The sequence below is a fragment of the Afipia sp. GW823-FHT06G09 genome (assembly GCF_058794875.1).
Genome location: NZ_JBXAHF010000005.1, coordinates 402,212 through 425,644, shown reverse-complemented (window position 1 = coordinate 425,644; position 23,433 = coordinate 402,212). Strand labels below are relative to the sequence as shown.

At 58.2% G+C, this 23,433-nt stretch carries 22 protein-coding genes; 14 read left to right on the top strand and 8 right to left on the bottom strand.

Features of this window, described 5'->3' with window-relative positions:
• The coding region (locus AC1Q67_RS22875) for an FAD-dependent oxidoreductase (protein ID WP_492237175.1) at window positions 1-252 on the top strand (252 nt) is incomplete at its 5' end.
• A 403-nt stretch (window positions 253-655) separates the two neighbouring features.
• Here the strand turns inward: AC1Q67_RS22875 and AC1Q67_RS22870 are convergent.
• The 5 genes from AC1Q67_RS22870 to AC1Q67_RS22850 all read right to left on the bottom strand — a co-directional run bounded on the left by AC1Q67_RS22870 (window position 656) and on the right by AC1Q67_RS22850 (window position 6,606).
• The gene (locus AC1Q67_RS22870; protein ID WP_492237176.1) at window positions 656-1,285 is read right to left on the bottom strand and encodes a lipoprotein N-acyltransferase Lnb domain-containing protein; all 630 of its coding nucleotides are present in this window, start codon (window positions 1,283-1,285) and stop codon (window positions 656-658) included.
• 306 nt (window positions 1,286-1,591) lie between these two features.
• Complete coding sequence (locus AC1Q67_RS22865; RefSeq protein WP_492237177.1) at window positions 1,592-2,692, bottom strand: NADH:flavin oxidoreductase; 1,101 nt, start codon at window positions 2,690-2,692, stop codon at window positions 1,592-1,594.
• 138 nt (window positions 2,693-2,830) lie between these two features.
• On the bottom strand, window positions 2,831-3,619 hold the full coding sequence (locus tag AC1Q67_RS22860; RefSeq protein ID WP_492237178.1) for an enoyl-CoA hydratase/isomerase family protein: 789 nt from the start codon (window positions 3,617-3,619) through the stop codon (window positions 2,831-2,833).
• A 50-nt stretch (window positions 3,620-3,669) separates the two neighbouring features.
• Complete coding sequence (locus tag AC1Q67_RS22855; protein WP_492237179.1) at window positions 3,670-5,292, bottom strand: fatty-acid--CoA ligase; 1,623 nt, start codon at window positions 5,290-5,292, stop codon at window positions 3,670-3,672.
• A gap of 84 nt (window positions 5,293-5,376) precedes the next feature.
• The gene (locus tag AC1Q67_RS22850) at window positions 5,377-6,606 is read right to left on the bottom strand and encodes an ABC transporter substrate-binding protein (RefSeq protein WP_492237180.1); all 1,230 of its coding nucleotides are present in this window, start codon (window positions 6,604-6,606) and stop codon (window positions 5,377-5,379) included.
• Between the two features lie 403 nt (window positions 6,607-7,009).
• Here AC1Q67_RS22850 and AC1Q67_RS22845 point away from each other — a divergent pair, with 403 nt between their 5' ends.
• On the top strand, window positions 7,010-7,807 hold the full coding sequence (locus AC1Q67_RS22845; protein WP_024575780.1) for a crotonase/enoyl-CoA hydratase family protein: 798 nt from the start codon (window positions 7,010-7,012) through the stop codon (window positions 7,805-7,807).
• Window positions 7,808-7,857: 50 nt separating this feature from the next.
• Window positions 7,858-8,649, top strand: coding sequence for an SDR family oxidoreductase (locus AC1Q67_RS22840; protein WP_492237181.1), 792 nt, complete (start codon window positions 7,858-7,860; stop codon window positions 8,647-8,649).
• 61 nt (window positions 8,650-8,710) lie between these two features.
• Here AC1Q67_RS22840 and AC1Q67_RS22835 read toward each other — a convergent pair whose 3' ends face one another.
• Complete coding sequence (locus AC1Q67_RS22835; RefSeq protein ID WP_492237182.1) at window positions 8,711-9,169, bottom strand: MaoC family dehydratase; 459 nt, start codon at window positions 9,167-9,169, stop codon at window positions 8,711-8,713.
• Window positions 9,170-9,387: 218 nt separating this feature from the next.
• Between AC1Q67_RS22835 and AC1Q67_RS22830 the strand changes: the two genes are divergently transcribed.
• The 7 genes from AC1Q67_RS22830 to AC1Q67_RS22800 all read left to right on the top strand — a co-directional run bounded on the left by AC1Q67_RS22830 (window position 9,388) and on the right by AC1Q67_RS22800 (window position 16,629).
• Window positions 9,388-10,962, top strand: coding sequence for a fatty acid--CoA ligase (locus AC1Q67_RS22830; RefSeq protein WP_492237183.1), 1,575 nt, complete (start codon window positions 9,388-9,390; stop codon window positions 10,960-10,962).
• Window positions 10,963-11,015: 53 nt separating this feature from the next.
• A complete protein-coding gene (locus AC1Q67_RS22825) occupies window positions 11,016-11,966 on the top strand; it encodes a LysR family transcriptional regulator (protein WP_024575784.1) in 951 nt (316 codons plus the stop codon).
• Between the two features lie 442 nt (window positions 11,967-12,408).
• Window positions 12,409-12,777 carry a Rieske (2Fe-2S) protein gene (locus AC1Q67_RS22820; RefSeq protein WP_492237184.1) on the top strand — a complete coding sequence of 123 codons (369 nt, stop codon included), beginning with the start codon at window positions 12,409-12,411 and terminating at the stop codon, window positions 12,775-12,777.
• Window positions 12,761-13,111, top strand: a complete 351-nt coding sequence (locus AC1Q67_RS22815; protein WP_492237185.1) for a hypothetical protein — start codon at window positions 12,761-12,763, stop codon at window positions 13,109-13,111. Before AC1Q67_RS22820 ends, AC1Q67_RS22815 begins: the two co-directional genes overlap by 17 nt.
• Before the next feature lie 5 nt (window positions 13,112-13,116).
• Complete coding sequence (locus AC1Q67_RS22810; RefSeq protein ID WP_492237186.1) at window positions 13,117-14,361, top strand: amidohydrolase family protein; 1,245 nt, start codon at window positions 13,117-13,119, stop codon at window positions 14,359-14,361.
• Between the two features lie 51 nt (window positions 14,362-14,412).
• Window positions 14,413-15,381 carry a Bug family tripartite tricarboxylate transporter substrate binding protein gene (locus tag AC1Q67_RS22805; protein ID WP_492237187.1) on the top strand — a complete coding sequence of 323 codons (969 nt, stop codon included), beginning with the start codon at window positions 14,413-14,415 and terminating at the stop codon, window positions 15,379-15,381.
• A gap of 228 nt (window positions 15,382-15,609) precedes the next feature.
• Window positions 15,610-16,629: a DMT family transporter gene (locus AC1Q67_RS22800; RefSeq protein WP_492237188.1), complete on the top strand. Its 1,020-nt coding sequence runs from the start codon at window positions 15,610-15,612 to the stop codon at window positions 16,627-16,629.
• A gap of 38 nt (window positions 16,630-16,667) precedes the next feature.
• Here AC1Q67_RS22800 and AC1Q67_RS22795 read toward each other — a convergent pair whose 3' ends face one another.
• Together AC1Q67_RS22795 and AC1Q67_RS22790 are read right to left on the bottom strand one after the other, a co-directional pair.
• Entirely contained in the window at window positions 16,668-17,543 is an 876-nt protein-coding gene (locus AC1Q67_RS22795) for a LysR family transcriptional regulator (RefSeq protein WP_492237189.1), read from the bottom strand.
• Window positions 17,544-17,606: 63 nt separating this feature from the next.
• Entirely contained in the window at window positions 17,607-18,989 is a 1,383-nt protein-coding gene (locus AC1Q67_RS22790) for an aminotransferase-like domain-containing protein (protein ID WP_492237190.1), read from the bottom strand.
• Window positions 18,990-19,218: 229 nt separating this feature from the next.
• Between AC1Q67_RS22790 and AC1Q67_RS22785 the strand changes: the two genes are divergently transcribed.
• The 4 genes from AC1Q67_RS22785 to AC1Q67_RS22770 are packed head-to-tail and all read left to right on the top strand — an operon-like array spanning window position 19,219 to window position 23,430.
• On the top strand, window positions 19,219-19,542 hold the full coding sequence (locus tag AC1Q67_RS22785; RefSeq protein ID WP_492237191.1) for an NIPSNAP family protein: 324 nt from the start codon (window positions 19,219-19,221) through the stop codon (window positions 19,540-19,542).
• Between the two features lie 53 nt (window positions 19,543-19,595).
• Entirely contained in the window at window positions 19,596-20,492 is an 897-nt protein-coding gene (locus tag AC1Q67_RS22780; RefSeq protein WP_492237192.1) for an FAD binding domain-containing protein, read from the top strand.
• The gene (locus tag AC1Q67_RS22775) at window positions 20,489-21,034 is read left to right on the top strand and encodes a (2Fe-2S)-binding protein (protein ID WP_024575795.1); all 546 of its coding nucleotides are present in this window, start codon (window positions 20,489-20,491) and stop codon (window positions 21,032-21,034) included. Before AC1Q67_RS22780 ends, AC1Q67_RS22775 begins: the two co-directional genes overlap by 4 nt.
• The gene (locus AC1Q67_RS22770) at window positions 21,031-23,430 is read left to right on the top strand and encodes a xanthine dehydrogenase family protein molybdopterin-binding subunit (RefSeq protein ID WP_492237193.1); all 2,400 of its coding nucleotides are present in this window, start codon (window positions 21,031-21,033) and stop codon (window positions 23,428-23,430) included. The genes AC1Q67_RS22775 and AC1Q67_RS22770 overlap by 4 nt, the downstream gene beginning before the upstream one ends.
• The last annotated feature ends 3 nt before the right edge of the window (window positions 23,431-23,433 follow it).

Here is a 23,433-nt window from a genome sequence, read left to right as displayed (position 1 = left end):
AGGGATCTGTTCCCGAATGGTGGAGACCTGTCTTGCTCCACATTCTGGAGTGGCTTGAGGCCGATGACGCCGGACGGCCCACCCGTCATCGGCCCAACGCGTTTCGACAATCTCTATCTGAATACAGGCCACGGCACATTGGCGGCCGTCTTTCCATTGGCGCTACCGCCGGACCGCGAGGATGGTCTCGGCGTTATCCTGTTGAACTCGAATGCGGATACGCATTTCTCCTTCACCAACGCTTTGGGATGATTTCGGCCGAGCAGGTGAGGGGATCTGAGATTGCAGCCGCGCAGCATCCTCAGGCGCACGGGATCATTGCGCTTCACCACCATGTTATTGAGCACCCAAGGCGGCAAAGGTGTTGTCGGAACGGATCGGCACGGCGCTGGTCAACGGAAACTGGTTTACCCGGCGGCTTCAGGCGCTGAAAGGCCGGGTGGTGCTCATGCACGGTCATCGGCACATTGACCGAAGTGGAAAGTGCGCCGGACTTTCGATCGTGTCAGCACCATCTCCGGTGATGGAAGCCACCGATGACGCCGATACTTATTGCTACATTCATGCCTTGGCGGCACAAAGCGGGGGACAGTTCGGCTCGCTGCCACCTGAACGTGTCGTCGTGAATGCCAGGTACCCGGCCGACAGCTGGACATCAGGCATGCACTGTTGGCAGGGATGCCCGGATGCGTTCCGGGAAATCGGATGCGCCATCAGCGGCTCGCGCCGCCTCGTTAATCAGGGAACGCCGCCGGAGTTCATCAAACGGCAGTGTCGTGTCAACCCGGCCCGAGTGGTAGAGGTAGCTGTCGATCAGACCATTAAGAAGATGGCGGACGTCGAACCGGCCGGCTCGTCCGGCGGCATTCGCGTAGCGGATGATGTTGATCGTGCAGCTGTTGGTGAGCAGGTTATATAATTCCGGCCGGTCGGCGAGCTCGTTGATCCGCGTCAGGTAGACCAGCAGCAGCCGGCGGGCGTCGTCTGCCGAAGCGTTGAGACGATAGAGATAGACCGGCTCCCGCCGATGGTTGGTGCGTACGCCGACCAGGTCGCGCTCACTGCCCACCAGATAGATCAACTCGAATTTCTTGAATAGCGAGGCGACTGGCGCAAAGCCCTCACCAATCTCTGGCCGTGTTTCAATGGAGATGCTCAGCGGCGGCGCGTTGTCGAAGGTGAAACTTACGAAAGTGTGTCCGACCGATCCTTCGGTGAAGTAGGACACGTAGAAATCGAGGCCGGTCAGATGCGATAGCGACACCTCGCTCTCCTCCCACCGCACCGTAAAATCGTTTCGGCTACGATAGTGTGCCAACTCAGTCGCCGGTTGACAGCAATCACCAAGGGCGCGTCGATAAATGACAATCCACTCTCCGGGGTTGGTCCCGTGGCGGTTTTGTATGGCGTTACTACTGTTTCACTCGTGGGACTGTTGCCGCTCCCGCGCCGGGGTGGGCCGTGTCACCCGATATCTGAATCGTGGTGAAGGTCTGATGACCTCGACCGACCCTTGCGATATCGCGGAACGAGATTCAGGACCGCGCGAGAGCGATCACCTTTCTCCGTCTGTAACGAACGCAGTCGCTGTTCAAAGCGTTGCCATTGCCTTCGGCGAGAAAGGCGCAAGTTCTGCAAAACGCCTGTCGCGCACCTTGGCCGTCCAGTTCGGATCAGTAATCAGCGCGCGACCGACCGCGACCAGATCGAACTCGTTGCTCGCGAGCCGTGCTTCAAGCTCGCCAAGGTCGCCGACTTCCGCGCTTTCGCCCTTGTAGGACTGAATGAAATCGCCGCCTTTCAGCCCTACTGATCCCACCGTAATCGTGGGCTTGCCAGTCAGCTTCTTGCTCCAGCCGGCGAGGTTGAGATCGGAGCCCTCGAATTCTGGCTCCCAGAACCGCCGCGTCGAGCAATGAAATATATCGGCACCGGCATCGACCAGTGGCTGAAGGAACGCCGCGAGTTCATCCGGTGTATGCGCCAGCTTTGCGCTGTAGTCCTGCTGCTTCCACTGGGAGAACCGGTGAATGATGACGAACTCCGGCCCCACGCGCTGCCGGATTGCCTTGATGATGTCGGCGGCGAAGCGGGTGCGCTTGACGAGATCTCCGCCGTAATCGTCGCTGCGGCGGTTAGACTGTTCCCAGAAGAACTGGTCCACCAGATAGCCATGAGCGCCATGAAGTTCGACCGCATCAAAGCCGATTTCCTTGGCGGCTGCAGCCGCCTTCGCGAAAGCCTCGACGGTGTCGGCGATATCCTCGTCTGTCATCGGCTCGGCGACCTGCTTGCCAGAGCCTGACAATCCGGATGGGCCGTCGGATTTGCCCTCCGGGCGCGGTCCGGTGCCTGGCTTGCGTACCATGCCCTGATGCCAGATTTGCGGTGCAATCTTTGCGCCGGCCGCATGCACCTCTTTCACCACACGGCGCCAGCCGTCGAGGCTCTTCTGGGCGTAGAAGTTGGGGATATTCGGATCATTCGATGCACCTGCGCGATCCACAGTCGTGCCTTCGGTGATAATCAATCCGACGCCACCTTCCGCGCGGCGGCGATAGTAGGCTACGACATCCTCACCGGGCGTCCCGTCCGGGCTTTTGGATCGCGTCATCGGCGCCATCACAACGCGGTTCGTCAATGAAAGCGATTTGTGCTGGAAAGGACGGAACATCGGGTTTGTGGTCGTCATGAAGCCCTCGCGAAAGGTTGGCTGGCGATTTCTGCTGAAAATTGTGTGATTGCGGATCCCACCACGTCAATTCAAAACGGTGGCGCGGCAGCTATGCAATGCCCTCGGCAAGCACATCCGGCTCATCCGGATTGTCCTCTAGGCTCCCCGGAAGGCAACCTTGCCGCGAAAATCCTTGGGGCCGTGCTCGACCACGGCTTGCACACCGGCCTTGAAGTCCGCGCTGTCGAAAAGTGGTGGGCCAAGATCGAGCAGCAATTCGTCCGCGGCGCGCACGCCGTGGTCCAGGAACGCCCGCATCAGGCGCTTGGTCGCTGCATGAGCTTTGGTCGGCCCGTTGGCCATGTTTCTGGCCCATGCCGTGGCTTCTGCTTGCAGTGAGGCCCGAGGAACAACCCGGTTGATGATGTTCCAGCGTTCGAACGATGCGGCGTCATAAAAATCGCCGGTAAAGCAGATCTCGCGCGCGCGGGCTGGACCGCAGCGCTCGGCCAGAAGATACGCGCCGCCAAGATAGGTGGCAGCACCGATGTGTTGTTCAACCTGCGCAAATTTCGCATCATCAGCGGCGATGATGACGTCACATCGCAACGCGATTTCGAGCGCGGCCGCGAGGCAAAGTCCCTGAACGGCGCAGATGACCGGAATGTTCAGACCTTCCAGCCTTGTGCAGATCGGAATCCCCTGGCTCAGCATCTGACGGGCGCCCTTGCTGTCGACACCGACAAAGGTGGTCTTCACGTTGACGCCGCAGCCGAAGTGATCGCCCGCCGCCTGGACCAGGATTGCGCGGACGTCGGACGCCTCAACCTCATCGAGAACTGCTTCGAAAGCCGAAAAAAGGGCGTTATCGGCAAGGTTGATCGGCGGATTGTCGATTGTGATGATGCCGATATTCGCCTGCCTTTCGAAACGCACAGAACTCATTTTCGTCTCCTGCTGATAAGTCCACTAATCTCGATATGCATGCCGCTGGGTTAAATGCCGGGAAGCCGATAACTTTGAAACTGCTCTCGCAGTTCGGTCTTCTTGATTTTTCCGGTTGCGGTGTGCGGAATCGCATCGACGATGGCGACATCATCTGGCATCCACCACTTCGCGATCTTGCCTTCCATGAAGCGGAGAATGTCGGGACCCTTCGTCTTTGAGTCCGGTTTAAGCTGGACGATGAGAAGGGGCCGCTCGTCCCATTTGGGATGACGAATGCCGATGACTGCAGCCTCCAGCACGTCGGGGTGACCGGCGGCCAGATTTTCGAGATCGATCGAGGAGATCCATTCCCCGCCTGATTTGATGACATCCTTTGAACGATCGGTGATCCGCATATAAGCGTGGGCGTCGAGGGTGGCGACGTCTCCAGTATCGAAGAAGCCTTCATCATCAAGGATATCGCCGGTGACCCGATAGTACGCTTTGGCGATGGCCGCCCCGCGCACTTTCAAACGCCCGAATGCCTTGCCATCCCGTGGCAGCTTTTTGCCGAAGTCGTCCGTGATCTTCATCTCGACCAGGAACGGCGGAAAGCCCTGGCTGGAAAGTCGATCGATCTTGTCCCGGCCTGAGAGATTGTCGAATGGCGGTTTGAGAGCCCCAATCGAGCCGATCGGACTCATCTCGGTCATGCCCCAGCCCTGACTCGCCGGAATTCCCATGCGCTCAAAAGCCTCAATCATGGTGGGTGGTGGGGCCGCACCTCCAATTGTCAAACGCTTGAGATCTGGCAATCGCAGGTTGTTGGTTTCCATGTGTTGCTGAAGCATCAGCCATACAGTCGGTACACCGGCAGTCAGCGTGACCTTTTCATCGCGGAGGAGTTCATAGATCGATGCTCCGTCCATTTTTGCGCCCGGAAACACCAGCTTGGTGCCTGTCATCGGAGCATGGAATGCCAGTCCCCAACTGTTGGCGTGAAACAGCGGGACAACAGGCAACACAGTATCAGCGGACTTCAGGCCGATGACGTCGGCCTGTGCAACCATCAGTGAATGCAGCACGTTGGAGCGATGGGAGTAGAGTACTCCCTTCGGATCTCCCGTCGTTCCGGATGTGTAGCAAAGCCCGGCCGCCGTATTTTCGTCGAACGATTTCCATCCGAAATCGCCGTCGACGCTATCGATCCAGTCCTCATAAGCGATTGCACCGCGCAGGCTTGTCGCCGGCATATGTGCGCGATCGGTCAGGATCACAAAGCGTTCGATCGAGGAAAGCTGCGGTGCGATTTTTTCCAGCAGCGGCACGAAGGTGAGATCGGTCAGGAGAACCCGGTCCTGCGCGTGATTGGCGATCCATGCAATCTGCTCAGGAAACAGCCGCGGATTGATCGTATGGCAGATGGCGCCGATGCCCATGATCCCATACCAGGCCTCGAGATGACGCCACGTGTTCCAGGCGAGCGTCGCGACGCGGTCTCCGAGCCTGACGCCATCGCGATCCAGCCGCTGCGCAACCTTCAGTGCGCGCGTTCGGATGTTCAGGTAATTGGTGCGGTGTATCGGTCCTTCAACCGATCGGGTCACGACTTCTCGCGTCGGATGGCAGTCCGCGGCGTGATCGATGATACGGTGGCACAACAGCGGCCAATCTTGCATCAATCCTAACATGGTGCGAAGCTCCTTTAGTTCTTGTCCTGTAGTCAAAAAGAACCCGGCACTCGATGAACGAGTGCCGGATTAGTCCGGGTGGAGCTACATAGGTTTGTTTTCGCTGCTGAGAATTGGGCCGAACAGCTCCCACTGATCCTTGGAAAAGCGAATCATCTGAAGCTGCTCGATCGGCCGGTAGTCGTTCGCGCTCGTCTTCACGCGAATGCCCGGCAAAAGCATATTCACGTCCATATCGAGATTGGCGGCCTGTTTCATAACGTTTTCGCGGGTCAGGTCGTCGCCGCACTGCTTTAGCACCTGCACCATGATTTGCGTGACCGCGTACCCATAGACATAGAGGCTATCGGCCCGGTCCGCGTCCGGCAGATACTTGTCCATGAACGCGTTCCACTCGATCATCCCGCGATCGCTCTTCCATTTCGGATCGGTAGCGTCCTTCAGGTAATAGGCACTGAGCACGCCCTGCGCATTCTCGAAGCCAGCAGGCTTGATGACGCCTCCAATTGTGGTCGCGACCTGCGGGATGATCTGAACGACCTTCCAGTTAAGCTCGCCGACCTTCCGGATGCTTTGTGCGACGAACTTTGGTGTTCCGATATTGATGAAGACCGTCGGATTCGCAGCTTTGATTTGTACGATTTGGGAATCGATGGTGGGCGCCGAGACTTCGAAGGGCACTTCGGCGACGATCAGCTTTCCGGCCTTTTCGCCGAGCGCTTCCTTTAGACCAATCAGATAGTCCTTTCCAAAGTCGTCGTTCTGATACAGCACGCCGATTTTGGCGTCCGGATAAGTCGCGAGGATATACTGCGCGTAGATTCGCGCTTCGCCGCGATAACTCGGCAGAAGTGCCATGGTCCAAGGATAGTTTGCAGGGTCAGCCCATTTGTCCGCGCCGCTCGTCACGAACAGTTGTGGCACCTTCCTCTGGTTCATGTACTTGTGGATGGCAGTGTTGCCTGGCGTGCCGAGGTTGCTCAGCAAAAGCAGAACCTCGTCGCTCTCGATCAGCTTTCTGGCCTGTTCGACGGTCTTTGGCGGACTGTAGCCATCATCATAAGAAATATAGGTGATCGTACGGCCATTGATGCCGCCGCCGTCGTTGATCATCTTGAAGTAGGCGGCTTGCGCCTTTGCGATGGCTGAATAGGCCGACGCCGGACCGCTATGCGGAGATGTGTTGCCGATTTTGATCTCGGTATCGCTCGCTCCAGGATCGTACCGCTTCTGCGCGAATGCCGCATCGCTCGTGGCGAGCCCATATGCTACGATCAATCCAAGCGCGATTTTTGTGAGTGTCTTGAAATTCATGATGCCCTCCCAGGCCTTACGACCTTGCGTCGCCTTTTTCGGCTTTTGGCAAAGTCGCGTAAGCTAAGCAGGGGGTGTTTGCCGGCCCCAACGAAAATCTTGAACTGGCGCTATTCAACCGTGAGGCGCAAGCAAGCCGATCTCCGATCATTCATGGATGAATAGCGGTTATTCACAATTTTAGTAGCTGGATGCAGTATCGGCTGCTCTGATCACACCCAGAACGTCCGATGCCCGGTCGGATGGCGAAGGATAATGCAGGAACTCTGGATGGAGTATTCGGAAAACCATCCGATTTCATGCCCGCCGGTCCAGCTTTAGCCGAAAAGCGCACCGTCTCTCATGATGGACCGCCGATCTTAATGTCGGGCGACTTGATCAAGACAATTCAGGAGGAAACAACGTGAGCGAGACAAAAGCTGCTGTGGGGCAGGTTCGAACCGAGGTGCACGGTCATGTACTGAAGATCATTATCGACAACGCGGCCAAGAAGAATTCCTTCAGTCCGCAGATGATGAATCAGATGTCCGATGCGCTTACCCTTCTGCATAATACTGACGATTACTGGGTCGGTGTGGTCTGTGCAGAGGGGAGCGACTTCACTGCCGGTCTTGATATGCCGAAGTTCTTCGGTCCGACAGCGGACAAGGACGCGCTCAAGCTAAAGGAAGGCAATGTTGACACGTTCGCGCTTCAAAAGCGTTGCCGAAAGCCGGTTGTGACGGCGGTTCAAGGCATCTGTTTCACGATCGGCATTGAAATGATGCTTGCGGGCGATATCGTTATCGCGGCCAGTGACAGCCGTTTTTGTCAGATGGAATCCAAGCGCGGCATCGCTCCGCTGGGCGGCGCGCATTTTCGCTTTTTGACGCGCGCTGGTTGGGGCGACGCAATGTATCATCTCTTCCTTTGCGATGAATTTTCGGCGGAGCGAGCCTACAAAATCGGTCTGGTCCAGGAGGTCGTGAGCCCTGGCCAGCAGATCCAGCGCGCAATGGAGATTGCGCAGACGATCGCAAAAAATGCGCCGATCGGAATTCAGGTCACAAAGGAAGCCGCACTGAAGTTCATCGAGAGCGGCGAGCGGTCCGCAATCGACTACATTCCCAAGATCAGGGATCGCGTGTTCAACAGCGAAGACTTCAAGGAAGGTATCCAATCCTTCGTCGAGCGCCGCGCCGCGGTATTCCGCGGAAAGTAGCCGCATCCGAGACGGCAACCTTTCAACTCATCAGAGGGACGACAAGCGACATGGGAAGCATCAAGAAGGCATTCGATCTGACCGGCAAGACCGCACTCGTTACAGGGGGCTCGCGCGGGCTTGGGCTTCAGATCGCCGAAGCACTTGGCGAGCAGGGGGCAAAAATCGTCCTCTCGTCGCGCAAAGCCGGTGATCTGGAAGAAGCTCAGGGCCATCTCGCCAAGCTTGGCATCAAAGCGGACTGGATCGCAGCCGACAATTCCAAGGACGAAGACATCAAGCGGCTCGCGGATGGCGCAATCGCCAAGCTCGGCAAGGTCGACATCCTCGTGAACAACGCCGGTGCGACCTGGGGCGCGCTGACCGAAGACCATCCCATCGAAGCATGGGACAAGCTTATGAACCTCAATATCCGCGCGCTGTTCGTGCTTAGCCAGCAGATCGGCAAGAAATCGATGATTCCCAACAAGTACGGTCGGATCATCAATATCGCGTCGGTTGCCGGCCTGTTCGGCAGCAGCGGTGAGATGCAGACGATCGCCTACAACACCAGCAAAGGTGCGGTGGTGAACTTCACCCGCGCTCTTGCGGGCGGTTGGGGCCGACATGGCATCACGTCCAACGCGCTTGCGCCCGGTTTCTTCCCGTCAAAAATGACCAAGGGAGTGATCGCATCGGTAGGGGTCGACAAGTTGACCGAAGGCGTACCGCTACGCCGCCTTGGCGATGATGACGATCTCAAGGGTGCTGCGCTATTGTTCGCCAGCGAGGCCGGAAAGCATATTACCGGGCAGATCTTGGCCGTCGATGGCGGTCTGACGGCCGTGCTGTCGTCGTCCTAAGTTATCAAACCCGGCCCGGAAACGGGCCGGGTTTTTGATTATCGGTCGCGTCGTCACCTGATTAAGGGATGATGAGAGCGAGACTCTCCGCCACCAGAGCTGGCGACTGGCTGTTTTCAATCTCCAGAGTTGCCTTGCTCCTGATCAGGAATTGCCCGTTGTCTTTCGGCTCGATGCCGGCCAGAGCCAGTTGCAGGCGAACGCGCTCGCCTGCCTTTACCGGCGTAATGAATCTGACTTTGTCCAGCCCATAGTTGATCACCGCAGAAGCATCTGTGGGAGCCAGCCCCAGCTTCATTGCCAGTGCCGCGACCAGCGAGAGGCTGAGGTATCCGTGCGCGATCGTGCCGCCGAACGGGCTTTCTTTCCTGGCTCGATCAATATCGACATGAATCCACTGGCGGTCGCCGGTGCACTCCGCGAACTGATTGATCCTGGATTGGTCGACATCGACCCAATCCGAAGCTCCGAGGCTCTGGCCAACGAAGTCCTTTACGTTGGCGAGCGTGATTTCCCTCATGTCAGTTAGCACCTTTCGCGGTTATGATGGGCATTGTCGTTGCTGCGGGAACGACCGCCATGGCAGATATTTTGAGCCCATCGACAGGAATGAATAGCGATTTCGCCATTCAGGACTGAATAGCTATTCGCCAAATTCTCCCTACCTCTTCGGACCGGGCGCGTTCAGCTTGCTTCCCAAGGACCCGGACTCAACGGAGCCCAAGGGAAACGCCAATCATGACCAATTCGATAGCCTCGGCGCGTAACGTCGCGCCAGTCGAGACACTTGCAGACATTGTGCGATATCACGCAGCTCGGACCCCGAATGCCGTTGCTCTCAGTTTTGAGGGCAGGGAGACGACCTACGGTGGTCTCGACGCAACTTCAAATCAGGTTGCAAACGGCTTGATTGCTGCCGGCGTTGAGCCGACGGGCCGAGTGGCCATTCTCGACAAGAATAGCGACATGTTCTTTTCGGTTCTTTTGGGTGCCGCCAAGGCGAACGCTGTGACGGTGCCGGTAAACGCGCGGCTCGCGGCGCCGGAAATCGCGTTTGTGATCAACGATGCCGGAGTGGAAGTCCTTTTTGTCGGTGAATCGTTTCTGGAAACGATAAACAGTATTCGCAACCAACTCATCACGACCCGGAAGGTGATCGTTCTTGATGCATCTTACACAGCGTGGCGCGATGCGCAGAGCAGCCATGATCCCGGCTTGGTCTTGCAGCCTGATGACGTTTGCATTCAGATGTACACAAGCGGGACGACAGGTCACCCCAAGGGAGTTCAGCTGACCCATCGGAATTTTTCGCTGACGTCGCCCAGGGTGTTTGACCTATGGGGCGACTGGTCGCCCGGCGACACGTTACTGATTACAATGCCGCTGTTTCATATTGCCGGTAGCGGGACCGGGGTTCTGGGGCTGCTGGCCGGAGTGAAGGTCATTATTCTCCGCGAATTTGTTCCATCTTTGGTCCTTGACGCGATTCAGCGCCATCGTGTTACGGCGACGTTTCTTGTGCCTGCGATGATTCTGGTACTTCTGTCAGAAAAGAATATCGATCAGGTCGACCTGTCGTCACTGAGGCGTGTGATCTATGGCGCATCGCCAATCCCAATCGATCTGCTTAAAAACGCACTTCGCGTGTTCAAGCGAACAGGGTTTGTTCAGGTCTACGGCCTTACGGAAACGAGTGGGGTCATCACGGCGCTTTTACCGGAGGATCATTCTCGCGTCGACAGCGAGGTAATGAAGTCATGCGGTCGGTCGATCGATGGTGTCGAATTGCGAATAGTGGATGCTCTGGGAGCATCGTTACCTCCGCGCGAAGTAGGGGAGGTCGTCTGCCGGACGACAAGGAATATGAAGGGGTACTGGAATCGTCAGGAGGACACAGCCAAGACGCTCAGAGGAGAATGGCTCCATACCGGTGATGCAGGATATCTCGACGAGAATGGATACCTCTACATCCACGATCGCATCAAGGACATGATTGTCTCCGGCGGCGAGAACATTTATCCCGCGGAAATCGAGAGCGTGTTGTTCGGCCACCCGGATGTGGCCGATATCGCGGTCATCGGGGTGCCAGATGAACGGTGGGGCGAAGCGGTCAAGGCGCTTGTGGTGCCGATGCAGAATGCCGTTGCGGATGCGGATAGTATTTTGCGATACGCGCGGGAGCGCCTGGCAGGCTACAAGATTCCCAAGTCGATCGAGTTCCTGTCGGAGATGCCGAGAAACCCATCCGGAAAAGTGCTGAAGCGCAAGCTTCGTGAGCGGTACTGGCAGGGACGCGACAGACGTGTAAACTAGTCTCGCATGCCCGTCCCATCACCATCCCTTCTTAGGCAGTGCGGAATGCAGACGTGACCGAAGCAAACTGGGATCTGTATCGCCTATTCCTGGTTGTGGCGCGAACTGGCAGCGTTAATCGCGCAGCCAATGAACTGGGGATGAGTCAGCCGACGCTGAGCCGGCGGCTGAAGGAGCTTGAGCGGTACGTTGGAGCCCCGTTGTTTTTCCGCGCGTCGTCGGGGGTCAAGCTCACGCCGGAGGGCGAAGATCTTCGGCGCTCCGCCGGCGATATTCTGTCGGCGTTTGACCTCTTCAATCGCGAACTGCGTTCGCGGGTCGGGCAAAGGTCGTCTGTCGTGAAGATATCCGCGACCGAAGGAATGACGAAGCATTGGCTTCTGCCGCGCGTCAAACTGCTGCGCGGGCTCAACAGTCGCCTGCGTCTCGAACTCACATCGACAATGCATCAGCAGCCCCTGGCGACAAGCGATCTCGACTTCGTCATCAGAATGGGAGACCCGGGCGAAAGTGAACTGATAGGCAAACGGGTAGCCACCGTAGCGTTCGGCATATTCGCGTCGGAAGAATATCTCGCGGCCCATCCTGCGCCGAGAACTCTCGCTCAGCTCAAGGATCACGACATTATTGGCCTCACAGAGGACTTTGCCGGTTTTCGAAGCGAACGCGCCGGCCAGATGCAATTGGCGACGCAGTTCTTTGCGGCAACGGAGGTGCGCAATGCATTGCGCATCCTTCCGGTTGCAAGTCACTTCGCTGCAGCGGCCGAGGGCCTTGGCCTGGCGCTTCTGGCGGTGCCCTTTGCGCAAGCGGAACGGCTTGTCCGGGTGCTGCCGAATGAGACAGCTTTTTTGAATGTGTGGCTGCTTCGTCGCCCTGAAAGCGACCTCAGGAAACTGACCCGGGAGGTCAGACGCCTTCTGGAAAGTGAGTTTGTAAAGTCCAGGAGCTGGTTCTCTGGCAATCAAAGACTTGCCCAAGCTCCAGTTCGGCGCAGGTCCTAGAAGTCAGCGCCTCCTGCATCTATCTGTTCGCGAGACTGAGCGAGCCCCTCTCGGACACCTCATGGATGCGCGGGACGAAACATCAATCGTGTTCTTGATTGTCGCGTCGTGTGCCGCTGCAAGCGCGGCAGTAGCCAGCTTCATTGGCCGCTAGCGTTGCGCCAAACGCAACAGCGCTCTCTCATCGTCAGAGCGACAACACTGCCGTGCAGGATTGGCTGCGCTCGATCTCCCTTTGATCTCTAGGGATTCTGCAGCGGCGCAACCGCGGTGCAGCAATTTTCTGCACGCGTGATACGGCCAGCGTATCGCGCCTTATGAAACGAGTTATTGCCCATCCGGCTCAGGTTGGAATGAATAAAAACTGAGTAGCGATGCCGTTCGGCGTCGGCACAACGGTTGGTCTTGGTGCCTTGGCGCGAGACGCGGATGGAGAGCATGGATGCCGGAATACAACGCTGGGAAGGTTGCGGACTACGCCGATGGCGATCGCAAGGTAATCGTCTGCGGCGACAAGGAGGTCGGCGTTTTCAGGCTCGGTAATGAATTCTTTGCCTGGCACAACCGGTGCGCTCATCGCGCGGGACCCGTGTGTCAGGGACGCATGATGAAGCGGGTGCTGGAGCCGGTGGCGGATGATCGTACCGTTCGCTCAATGGAATATGACGAGAATGAAATCAATATCGTGTGCCCCTGGCACGGCTACGAATTCAGCATCAAGACCGGCGCACATCAAGGCAATGCGAGCGTTCGCTTGCGCAAGGCCGATCTCGCCATTCGCGATGGAGAAATCTATGTCGTCCTCCAGTGAAGACCGCCGTAATGATCAGTACGGCTGGATCGATTCCGTTGCGCCGGATCTGTTACGGGCATCGCGTGAACTTGTCGAAACCGGACAGGCGAGCCGGGTTTCTGATGAATCCGTCGCCAACATCCTGACCGCCGCAATCCGCCTGTATGTGGCGAAATCCGATGGCGAGGAACGGACCTTCAAGCCGATCGCTGGCGAGCGCGACAGCGAGATGACACCCACGGAACTGCTTTCCGCGGTCGCCGAGATGTTGCGGGCGCTTCACCTCAGTCCGATGGAATTAGCGCTGTGGTATCGCCGCCGCCCCGACGAAGACACTTACGCTCAAGGATAATCGCAATGAATAAGCGGGAGACGTTCGGCCCCGAATACGCAAAAACTCAGCAGATCGACGTATACACCGATACGCGCGACGTCCTGGCGCAGGCGAAAAAGAACGCCATCAAACGGGGACTCGACGACTGGTTCGTTGTCGATATCGACGCGCACCATGTCGAAAGTGTCTCTTGGAAGGAAGTGGTGACGTATATCGAGGATCCCGTTATCCGCGACAATGCGATGCGATACCAGATGGAACGCATCGGTGCACCGCCGTATGGTTTGAACGGCGACCTCGGCCTTCGGTATCAGTCCGTCGGCGGACGCATCCCGCATCAGGATGACCAGCGCGAGACGGTGACGGAAACCGATGTCCACCGCGATGTGACCTTGACGCGCCGCGCGATGGATTCGCTCGGTGTCGACAATATGGTTGTGTTTCCGACGCCGATGCTGTTTCTCGGCATGCATCCCCAGACGGAGATGGAGGTTTGGCTGGGCCGAGCTTACAACCGCTGGATGGCCGACAAGATTCTGTCAGCCGATGACCGAATCAAAACCCTGATCTATCTGCCTTTCAATACGCCGAAGGAAGCGGAGCGCGCTGTCCAGGAATTCGGCGACAAAAAGGGTGTGATCGGGTTCTGTGTGACCAGTACGCGCTACAAGCCGGTGCATCACAACGATTACATGCGTCTCTATTCGATGATCGAAGAGACTGGAAAGCCGATCGCTTTCCATGCCGGCTATCACTGGCAGGATCCATCGCTGGCGACCGTAAACCGATTCCTGGGCATGCACGCACTTGGCTTTGCCTGGTGCAACATGGTGCATATGACCAACTGGATCCTGAACGGAATTCCGGAGCGGTTCCCCAAGCTCAAATCAATGTGGGTGGAGAGCGGTCTCGCCTGGGTTCCGTTCCTGATGCAGCGTCTCGATGATCAGTATTTGATGCGTCCATCGGAAGCGCCGCAGCTGAAGCGGATGCCGAGCGAGTATATGAATACGAATTGCTGGTACACGACCCAGCCGATGGAGACGACTCATCCGAAGGCGCTCCAAAACACCTTCGAAATGATCAAGGCGGAGACGCAGCTTCTGTTCGCGTCGGACTGGCCGCATTTCGACTTCGATCTGCCCCAGGAGATTTGTGATCTTCCCTTCCTGACAGAGCAGGCCAAGCGCAACATTCTGGGGCTGAATGCTGCGCGGCTTTTCAACCTCGATCCGACGCCCGTGAAGAAGCTAAAACCGGCGGGATAGTCTCACAAGACAAATCACTAAAAATCAAAAGAACAGTCCAAGGGGGAAACAATGCGAATCGTTTTGATGGCGATCATGGCGATTATGCTCCTTGCTTCGGGGGAAGCGCGGAGTTCGGGATCGGAAATTCCAGGTAACTCAATCCGCATCATCGTGCCATTTTCCGCAGGCGGCCCGACGGACGTGCTTGCGCGCGTGGTCGGCAAGATTCTCGGAGATAAGCTCGGCGTTACGACGTATATCGAGAACAAGCCGGGCGCATCCGGCATTATTGGCACCGAGCCGGTGGTGCGTTCGCCTCCGGATGGCGCGGTGCTGCTGCTGACTGCCACGCACCATGTGATCACGCCGAGCCTCTACAGGAGCATTCCTTACGACACGAAAAAGGACCTGTCGCCGATCGCGCTCGTCGCGGCGGCTCCTAACGCCATTCTGGTGACAAATAGCTTCCCTGCGAAGAATGTTGCCGAGCTGATCGAGATTCTCAAAAAGAATCCGGGCAAGTATTCATTTGGATCGGCCGGAACAGGCAGCGCCAATCATCTGTCGGGTGAGCTGTTCAAGCAGATGGCAGGCGTCGATATCGTTCATATTCCCTACAAGGGGAATGGCCCTGCCATGAACGATCTGATCGGCGGGCATATACCAATGATCTTCGATTCATTGCCGACGGTTGTGAATGCCTCAAAGGGAGGTCTCGTGCGTGTTCTAGCCCTGACCGGCCCGAAGCGTTCGCCTTTGCTTCCTGATGTCCCGACGCTCGATGAGTCCGGCGTGAAGGGTTTCAATGTACAGGCTTGGTTCGGCCTTTACATGCCGCAGGCGAACAACTCGCCGATCTACAAGAAGCTGGTGGCGGCAATGAAGGAAGTGAATGAATCCGCGGAGACCAAGCAGAAACTGGCCGAAATGGGTGTCGAACCTGGCAATCTTTACGGCGATGAGTTCCGCGCTTTCGTGGATAGCGAAATCGAGCGCTGGGCGGTGGTTGTGAAGAAGGCCAACATTCCGCCGGAGTAGTTGCGGCAAAACTAGCAGTGTTGAGCGATAGCAGGCCGGCAGGTGGACATGCCGGCCTGCTTTTTTCTGGCGCGCTTCGTTCCAGCTTGTATGCAAAATGTCGCCGGCCTTATGACTGAAAAGCAGATGCGGAACATCGTACGATCGGTCAAAAACGGCCTTCACTAACGCGCTGGTGCGCAAACGAGGGACGAAAAACGTCTTCATTTCACTCCGGAAGGCCGACCGATGCTTGGGGCTATCTACGCGACGTTCGCGGCGCTGACATTCGCCATGAACAATGCCGCGATGCGGCGCGGGGTTCTGACTGGAACAGCGGCGCAGGCGATTGCCCTGACCGTACCGCTCGGAGGTCTCTGCTTTCTGGCGATGGCGGTCTTTACAGGACAGACCTGGTCGATCAGTTCATTTCCCTTTGTCGCAGCCTGCTGGCTGGCAGCCCAGGGCGTGCTGCAATTCCTGATCGGCCGTTACTTCAACTACGAAGCCAACAGGCTGGTAGGCGTGAATATCTCCGCTCCGATCGTACAGCTTCAGGTGGTCGTGACCATGCTGCTGGCAGTGGTTCTGCTCAAGGAGGAATTTACGGTATTGCAGGCGATTGGGACTGTCCTGATGCTCGGTGGCTCGTTTGGCACGCAGTTGCATAAAACCTCAAAGCCTGAATCGTCCAAACCAGCGGCATCAATGCCCCCGGATCATGCGCTGAAGGCTGTCTTCAAGCCGCGATATCTCCCGGGAGTGATTTGCGGTCTGGGCGCAGCGGTAGCGTATGGTGTGGCGCCATTGCTGGTGCGGGCCGCCTTTGAAAGCACGCCCGTCAAGAATGTGATTGCCGGGGGAGTAATCGCCTATGCCGCGGCAACCGCCGTGCTCGTCGTTCTCGTGCTCCTGCTAAAGCCGTTCCGGCAAAGCATACGCGTTGTGAATCGCAACAGCGCAACGTGGTACGCCGCGGCTGCCGCTCTTGTGGCGGCCTCTCATGGTTTTGTCTATGCGGCGCTGGCTGTCGCACCCTTGATGGTGGTAGTGCCGATTCTGCAACTCTCATTGATATTCAGGATATTCCTGTCGCAGCTCCTCAACCGCGACTATGAGGTGATGAATGCGGCAGTGATCTTAGGTTCGATTGTCGCGGTGATTGGCTCGATCGGTGTTTCGATCAACACCGATTATCTGCTGGAGGCCCTGAAGCTGCCTCTGTTTTTGGCCGACGTTTTGCGCATCCGGCTCGATGTGGGAGCTTAGCGGCCGTTAGCCGCTCAGGACGCCATCATCTCGGCGTGCTATCTAGTGGCGGCAACGAAGGCATCCACAATAGGGGATGATTGCGCGTAGGCGATTGCCAGTTCGAACTCGACAGGCGCGCCCGGTCCGGTCAATTCCCGGAATGCGACGCCCTTGCGGCCGCCGGTTGCAAGCGCTCTGGAGACCAGGGCGACGCCCATTCCGCCGGCAACGAGGTTTGCAATCGTCTCCATCTGTGGAGCTTCCTGCCCGATATGCGGCACGAACCCGGCGCGCGCACATGCATCGAGAATGATCCTGTGCAAGCCAGGGCCCTGACGAGCGGCAAACAGTATCCACGGATCGTGCGCGAGATCGGACAGCCTGATCTGTTCGTATCGCGCCAGCGAGTGCTTTTCCGGAATGGCTGCGACCAGCCGGTAGCGGGCAACGATCTCACTGCTCAGATTCTCGGCGCCGTGAAGAGGCGGAATGACAAAGCCGAGATCGGTCTCCTGTGCATTCAATAGATCGATTTGCTGCGCTGTCATCGCTTCCCGCAAGTCGAGTTTGACCGCGGGATAGCGCTCGCGAAACCGCAACAGGATCGACGGCAGGATTTCACGTGCAGCGCTTGCGACGAATGTGACCCGCAGCGCGCCCGTCAGGCCCGCTCCTGCACGCTGTGCGGCAAGGACAGCCTGATCAGCCTGACTGACGGCCTTTCGCGCTTCTTCGAGGAAAACGAGTCCGGCCTCTGTCAGCCGGGTAATCCGGTTCGTTCGTTCGATCAGCGTCGCGCCGATAGTGTCCTCGAGCCGCTTGATCGTGGCTGTCAGCGGTGGCTGAGCCATGTTGAGACGATCCGCCGCACGGCGGAAGCTCAGTTCCTCCGCGACGACAATGAACTGTCTGAATTGGCGCAGTTCAATCATTCTCTCACGCGACCATTGGCTTCACAGCGAGTATCGCGCGATACGAATGCCTGGGCTGAAAGCCTAGACAAACGACATCTCCTCAGCGGATTCGAGAATTCGCCGAAGCTCAATGAGCGCACGCCTCAGTTCGTCATGGGTTTTCGGATGTCCGAGGCAGATGCGGACGCCGAGTGTGCCGCGGTCGACCTGCTGCAAGGCGCCCGGAGGAGCGAGGGTAATTCCGGCTTGTGCGGCTTGCGCGACAAGCGCAATCAGCGTGCGCCCGGCGGGAATCGGCAGCCAACGGTGAAATCCGGGTGTTTCGGAAACAACGGGCAGCCAGTTGCCGAGCACTTCGTCAGCAATGGCATTGCGCCGTGCGGCTTCCGCGCGCTTGAGCTGAACCTGATGCGTCAGGTCGCCGCTATGGATGAGGCGTGTGACGACCTCTGCCATGAGCGGCGATGCCATCCAGCCGGTCGCGCGAACGGCGTTGTTGGAGCGGTCGCGGAACTGGTCAGGCACGATCATGGCCGCGATGCGAAGACCGGGAGCCAGACATTTCGCGAAGCTCAAAATATAGAAACTGCGCTCCGGCAGCAGAAGTGAAATCGGCTTGGGCGGTTCCGGAAAGAGGAACGCGTAAGCGTCGTCTTCAAGAAGGTAAGCGTCGTGACGGCGAATGACATCTGCGATCTCTTGCCGACGTTCGTTCGGCATCGTGGTGCCGGTGGGTGTTTGCAAGGTCGGCGTCGAGAACAACACGCGCGCCTTTGTTTCGGCAAACGCGCGATCCAGTGCGTCCGGCAACAGGCCGTGCCTGTCGCAATCCACGCCATGCAGGCGGTAACCGTTTTGCGCCGAGAGCGCGATCATGCCCGAATAAGTGAATCGCTCAGTCAGCACGACCCCGTTGGGATTTGTGACCATGCCCAGAGCGATCGAGAGGCCGTGCTGTCCGCCATGGGTGATGAAGAGGTGGTCCGCGTCGGTCGGCACGCCGAGTTGTGCAAGCCACCCAACCATGCTCTCGCGGTGATGGAGCAGGCCTTGATGCGGCAGATACCCGAGCAGCCGCGTCAAAGCGCCGTCGGCCACGATGTCTTCGAGAATCGAGGCGATCAGTACATCTTCGCCCGTATGCGGCGGCACGTTGAGGGCAAGGTTGAGAGTCGAGGAAGGGTTCTCGCTGTTCACCGCGGGACGTCGCCGCAGCACAAACGTGCCGCGTCCAACCTCTCCCGAAATGAGGCCGCGGGATTCCGCTTCGGAATAGGCCTTGGAGATGGTGCCGACGCTCAGTCCGAGCTGTGACGCCATGTCACGTTGGGGAAGCAGACGCGTGCCAGGCTTTAAAGCGCCTGACTCGATGTCTTTCTCCAGCGATTGCACGAACGCGAGGTAACGCGGTCCGGGCTCTTCGGGAAGAACTGGAATCCATTCGGTTGAAACGTCTTGTGACACGGCAGCGTATCCTGAAAAGCAAGACTATTGAATAGTACAATTGCCAGATTGTTTCAATTGGTGGGAAGAAGAAAGATGGATGTCCGCATAGCTGGGGCTAAATTCCATCGATTTTCCTATTGTTGCGGTGCAAATAAATGGAAAAACAGGAATTGAACTAGAATAAATTTGACATTGCTCTCTCTTTTGATTTTATCCGCTCCGAGCGCGCAAGCAGATGGAGAGTGCGTTGATTTACGAAATTCGCGTGTATGAGGCCGTTGAAGGTAAGGCGTCGGCGATGAGGGCGCGCTTCAAGGAGCATGTGGTGCCGCGTCTTCCCCGGCACGGCATTGAGCTGGTTGGTGTGTTCGAGGCGCCGGCGGAAGATGGCCGTCTGACTTATCTGACGCGCTTCAAGTCCGAGGATGATCGCACCAAGGCTTGGGCTGCGTTCGGCTCCGACGCTGAGTGGCGTGAGATCAAGGCCGCTTCCGAAGTGAATGGCCCGCTGCTGAAGAACCAGACGGTCTCGGTGTTGTCACCGGCAGTTGCCGGCCTGCTGCTGGGATAGCCACTCTCGCATCGTGATGCCGCAGCAACGGCATCAAGCGTGAAAGAAAGCCGATGAAGCCAGCCCCCTTTGAATATATCAGGCCAGGATCAATTGCCGAAGCATGCGAATTGCTTGCGTCGGATGAAGACGCGCGGGTTATCTCGGGTGGTCAGACCCTGATCCCCATGCTGGCGATGCGCCTCGCCCGTCCTGCCAGGCTCGTCGACATCTATCGACTGCCGGAACTGAACGGTATTCGTGTGAACGGCGACGTTCTTGCGATCGGTGCAACGACGCGTCAGGTGCAGGTCGAGGGCAGTGCGGTTGCACGCGATGCGCTGCCATTACTGGCGAAGGCCTTGCCGTGGGTCGGGCATCCGCCGACGCGCAACCGGGGGACCGTCGGCGGTTCGGTGGCGCATGCGGACCCATCGGCGGAGATTCCGCTTGTTGCAGTGACGCTGCAGGCGGAGATCGAGATCACAAATCCCGACGGCGTTTCCACGATGCCGGCCGATGACTTCTTTATTGGTCCGATGCTGACGGCCGTGATGCCGGGTGATTGCGTGACGGCGGTGCGTTTTCCGATCTGGCGTCATGCGCGACTTGGTACCGGATTTCACGAAGTCAGTGCACGTCAGTCGGATTTTGCGTTCGTGGCCGCTGCAGCGCAGGTGGCATTGGACGACAGCGGCCTGTGCATTGATGCAGCGCTTGGTATCGGCGGTATTGGCGACCGGGCTGTGCGTCTCGATGTATCCGGCCTGGTCGGGGGCTCGCTCGACAAGAATTCAATCGTGGACCTGATGCACCAGGCTGTTCAGGTGCTCGAGCCGACAAGCGATCTGCATGCTTCTGCGGAGTACCGCACCCGCGTCGCCGTGACGCTCGGAGCGCGGGCGCTTGAAGATGCGATAAGGGATGCGCGGGTCGGCAGCGATCGCGCCGCTCACGGAGGAGCGCAATGAAGGTTTCTCTCACGGTCAACGGACGCGTCCGGGAGGTGGATGTCGAGCCGCGGAAAACGCTGCTGGATACGCTTCGTGAGGATCTTGCGCTTGTCGGCAGCCACACGGGCTGCGAGCATGGTGTCTGTGGCGCCTGCACGATCCTTCTCGACGGCGAGCCGGTGCGCTCGTGTCTGATGTTCGCGGCACAGGCTGATGGCTACGCGATCACGACGATCGAGGGGCTTGCTCCGGCTCCCGGTGAATTGAGTGTCCTTCAGGATGCATTCTGCGAAACGCACGGTATGCAGTGCGGCTATTGCACGCCGGGCATGATTCTCGCGGCTCATTCGCTTCTCGACCGTACAACGGAGCCTACGCGCGAAGACATCGTTGACGCGATCTCCGGAAATATCTGCCGCTGCACCGGCTACGGCCAGATCATCGAAGCCATCGAACTGGCCGCCGAACGTCTGCATAAGGCCAATACCCCGCGCTCGACCGAAACAAGCCAGGTCGAAGACAAAAAGAAGGCTGTTGCAGTCCAGGGAGGCCGCCGATGAGCGAGCATCCGACAACCCTGAAGTTTGTCTCGGCGAACCGGCGTGTTCGCGAGGATCGGCGCTTTGTTGTTGGCGGCGGCCATTACGTGGCCGATATCGTTCTCGATGAGATGCTGCACGTCGCCATTGTGCCGTCGCAGTATCCGTCAGCGCGGATCGTGTCGATCGACGCGACCGAAGCGCTGAAGATGCCAGGTGTCGTCTACGCGTTGACGGGCGAGGAGCTTGTCAAGGCCGTCGAGCCGCTGATGAATGGTCTAGATACGCCGAAGGTGCGGCGCTATCCGCTCGCGGTCGGTCAGGTGCGTTATGCCGGTGAGTGGGTGGTGGCCGTTGTCGCCGAGACCCGCGCTCAGGCTGAGGACGCCGCGGAAAAAGTGCGCGTCGAATACGAGCCGCTGCCATACGTGATCGATGCGGAAGAGGCGATCACCGATGCCAGCGCGAATGTGCATCCGGAGCACGGCACCAATGTGCTGCTGGACAAGACATTCGTCTGGGGTGAGGTCGAGAAGCATTTCGTGGAAAGCCCCCGGCATCTGTCGTTTCGCGTGAAGTGGGGCCGCAATTCGACGGTGCCGATCGAAACCTTCGGCGTCGTGGCGAGATGGGACGCGTGGCGCGAGATGCTCGATGTCTGGGCTTCGATCCAGATGCCGAAATATCCCGATCAGATTTCCCGGGCCTTGCGTATTCCCACCAATAATGTGCGTGTGCATCACGACGTTGATGTCGGCGGCAGCTACGGCGTCAAGCGAGGCATCAAACACTCTGTGCTGGTATCTCATCTCTCGCGCGTCCTGAACCGGCCGGTTCGTCTGATCGAGGATCGGCTGGAGAACATGCGGGCTGGCGACGCACACGGACCGGAACGACTTTTCGATGTGGACATTGCGTTCAACGATGATGGCATCGTCAAGTCGATGAAGATGCGCGCGCTCGACAATGTGGGGGCGTATGCGGGGCGTTCGCCGTTCCAGCTGGGCAAGCCCATCGGCGCGATCGTTGGTCCTTACAAGATCGAAAGCGTTCAGTATCGTGCCATGGCGACCATGTCGAACAAGGCTGCGCAGGAAGCGGTACGCGGCTTTGGTCAGGCGCCGACCAATTACGCAATCGAGACAGCGATCGACAAGGTCGCGGAAGCTGTTGGGCTGGATCGCATCGAGGTGCGACGGCGGAATTTCATTCGCAGCGATGAGTTTCCTTATCTGATCCCCAGCGGAACCCACTACGACAGCGGCGACTATCACACGGTGGTCGAGAAGGTGCTGACCAGCGCCAACTACGACGCGCTTGTGAAGGAGCGCGACGAGCTTCGCGCCCAGGGCATGATGGCCGGTATTGGCGTTGCTGCGTGTCTCGAGCCGAGTGGCGGCAACTCATCGTTTGAGCCGCTGCTCAACGAGAAGAATACCACCACGACATGGATGGATTCGTGTCGCATCAATGTGGATGGCGTCGGCTTTGTGACGGTAACCATTCACACCACATCCTCCGGGCAGGGACATGAGACCCTTGCGGCTACGGTCGTTGGCGAAGTGCTGGAAATCGATCCGGACAACATCCGCATTGTAAGGCCCGATTCCCTGGCGAGCTTGCCATCCAATACGCCGGTGGGCAGCCGCATGGCTATCATGATGGGGGGTGCCTGTTATCACGCCGCGCAGAAGCTCAAGTCGAAACTGGTCAGGATCGCGGCGCATCAATTCGGGATCGCCGAGAGCGATGCGGTCTATGCCCAGGGCAACGTGACTGACCCGAAGTCGGGCAAGACGTTGTCATGGGCCGAACTCGTCAACATCGGGCACCGGCAGTTTCATGCATTGCCCGAAGGCATGGAGCCGGGCCTCGAAACCACGCACGTGATGCAGGTGCCGACCGGCACGAAGCTGCCGGAGAACGGCCGTGTGCAGATGTATCCCTGTCATTCGTTCGAATTCCACCTCGTTCTGGTGGCGTTCGATCCGCAGATCGCAAAGCCCGAGATCCGGCGCTACGTGATCGGTCATGACTGCGGCACGGTGATCAATCCGCACATTGTCAAGGGTATGACGCTGGGCGGCATCGCACACGGCCTTGGAGCCACGCTGTTCGAGGAATTCGTCTACGATGACGAGGGGCAGATGCTGACCCAATCCTTCATGGACTACCTGCTCCCGTCCTCGCACGAGATGCCGAATGTCGAGATCGTGCACCACTGTACCCCGTCGCCGTTCACGGTGTTCGGCCAGAAAGGCTCCGGCGAGAGCGGTTATCTCGGTTCTCCTGCGGCGATTTCGGGCGCGATCAACGACGCTGTATCGTCACTTGGCATCTCTTTCTCCAGGCTCCCCATTCGTATTGCTGCCATCAGTGACGCGATCGCTGCGGCTGAAGCGACCAAGAAAGGATAAAAA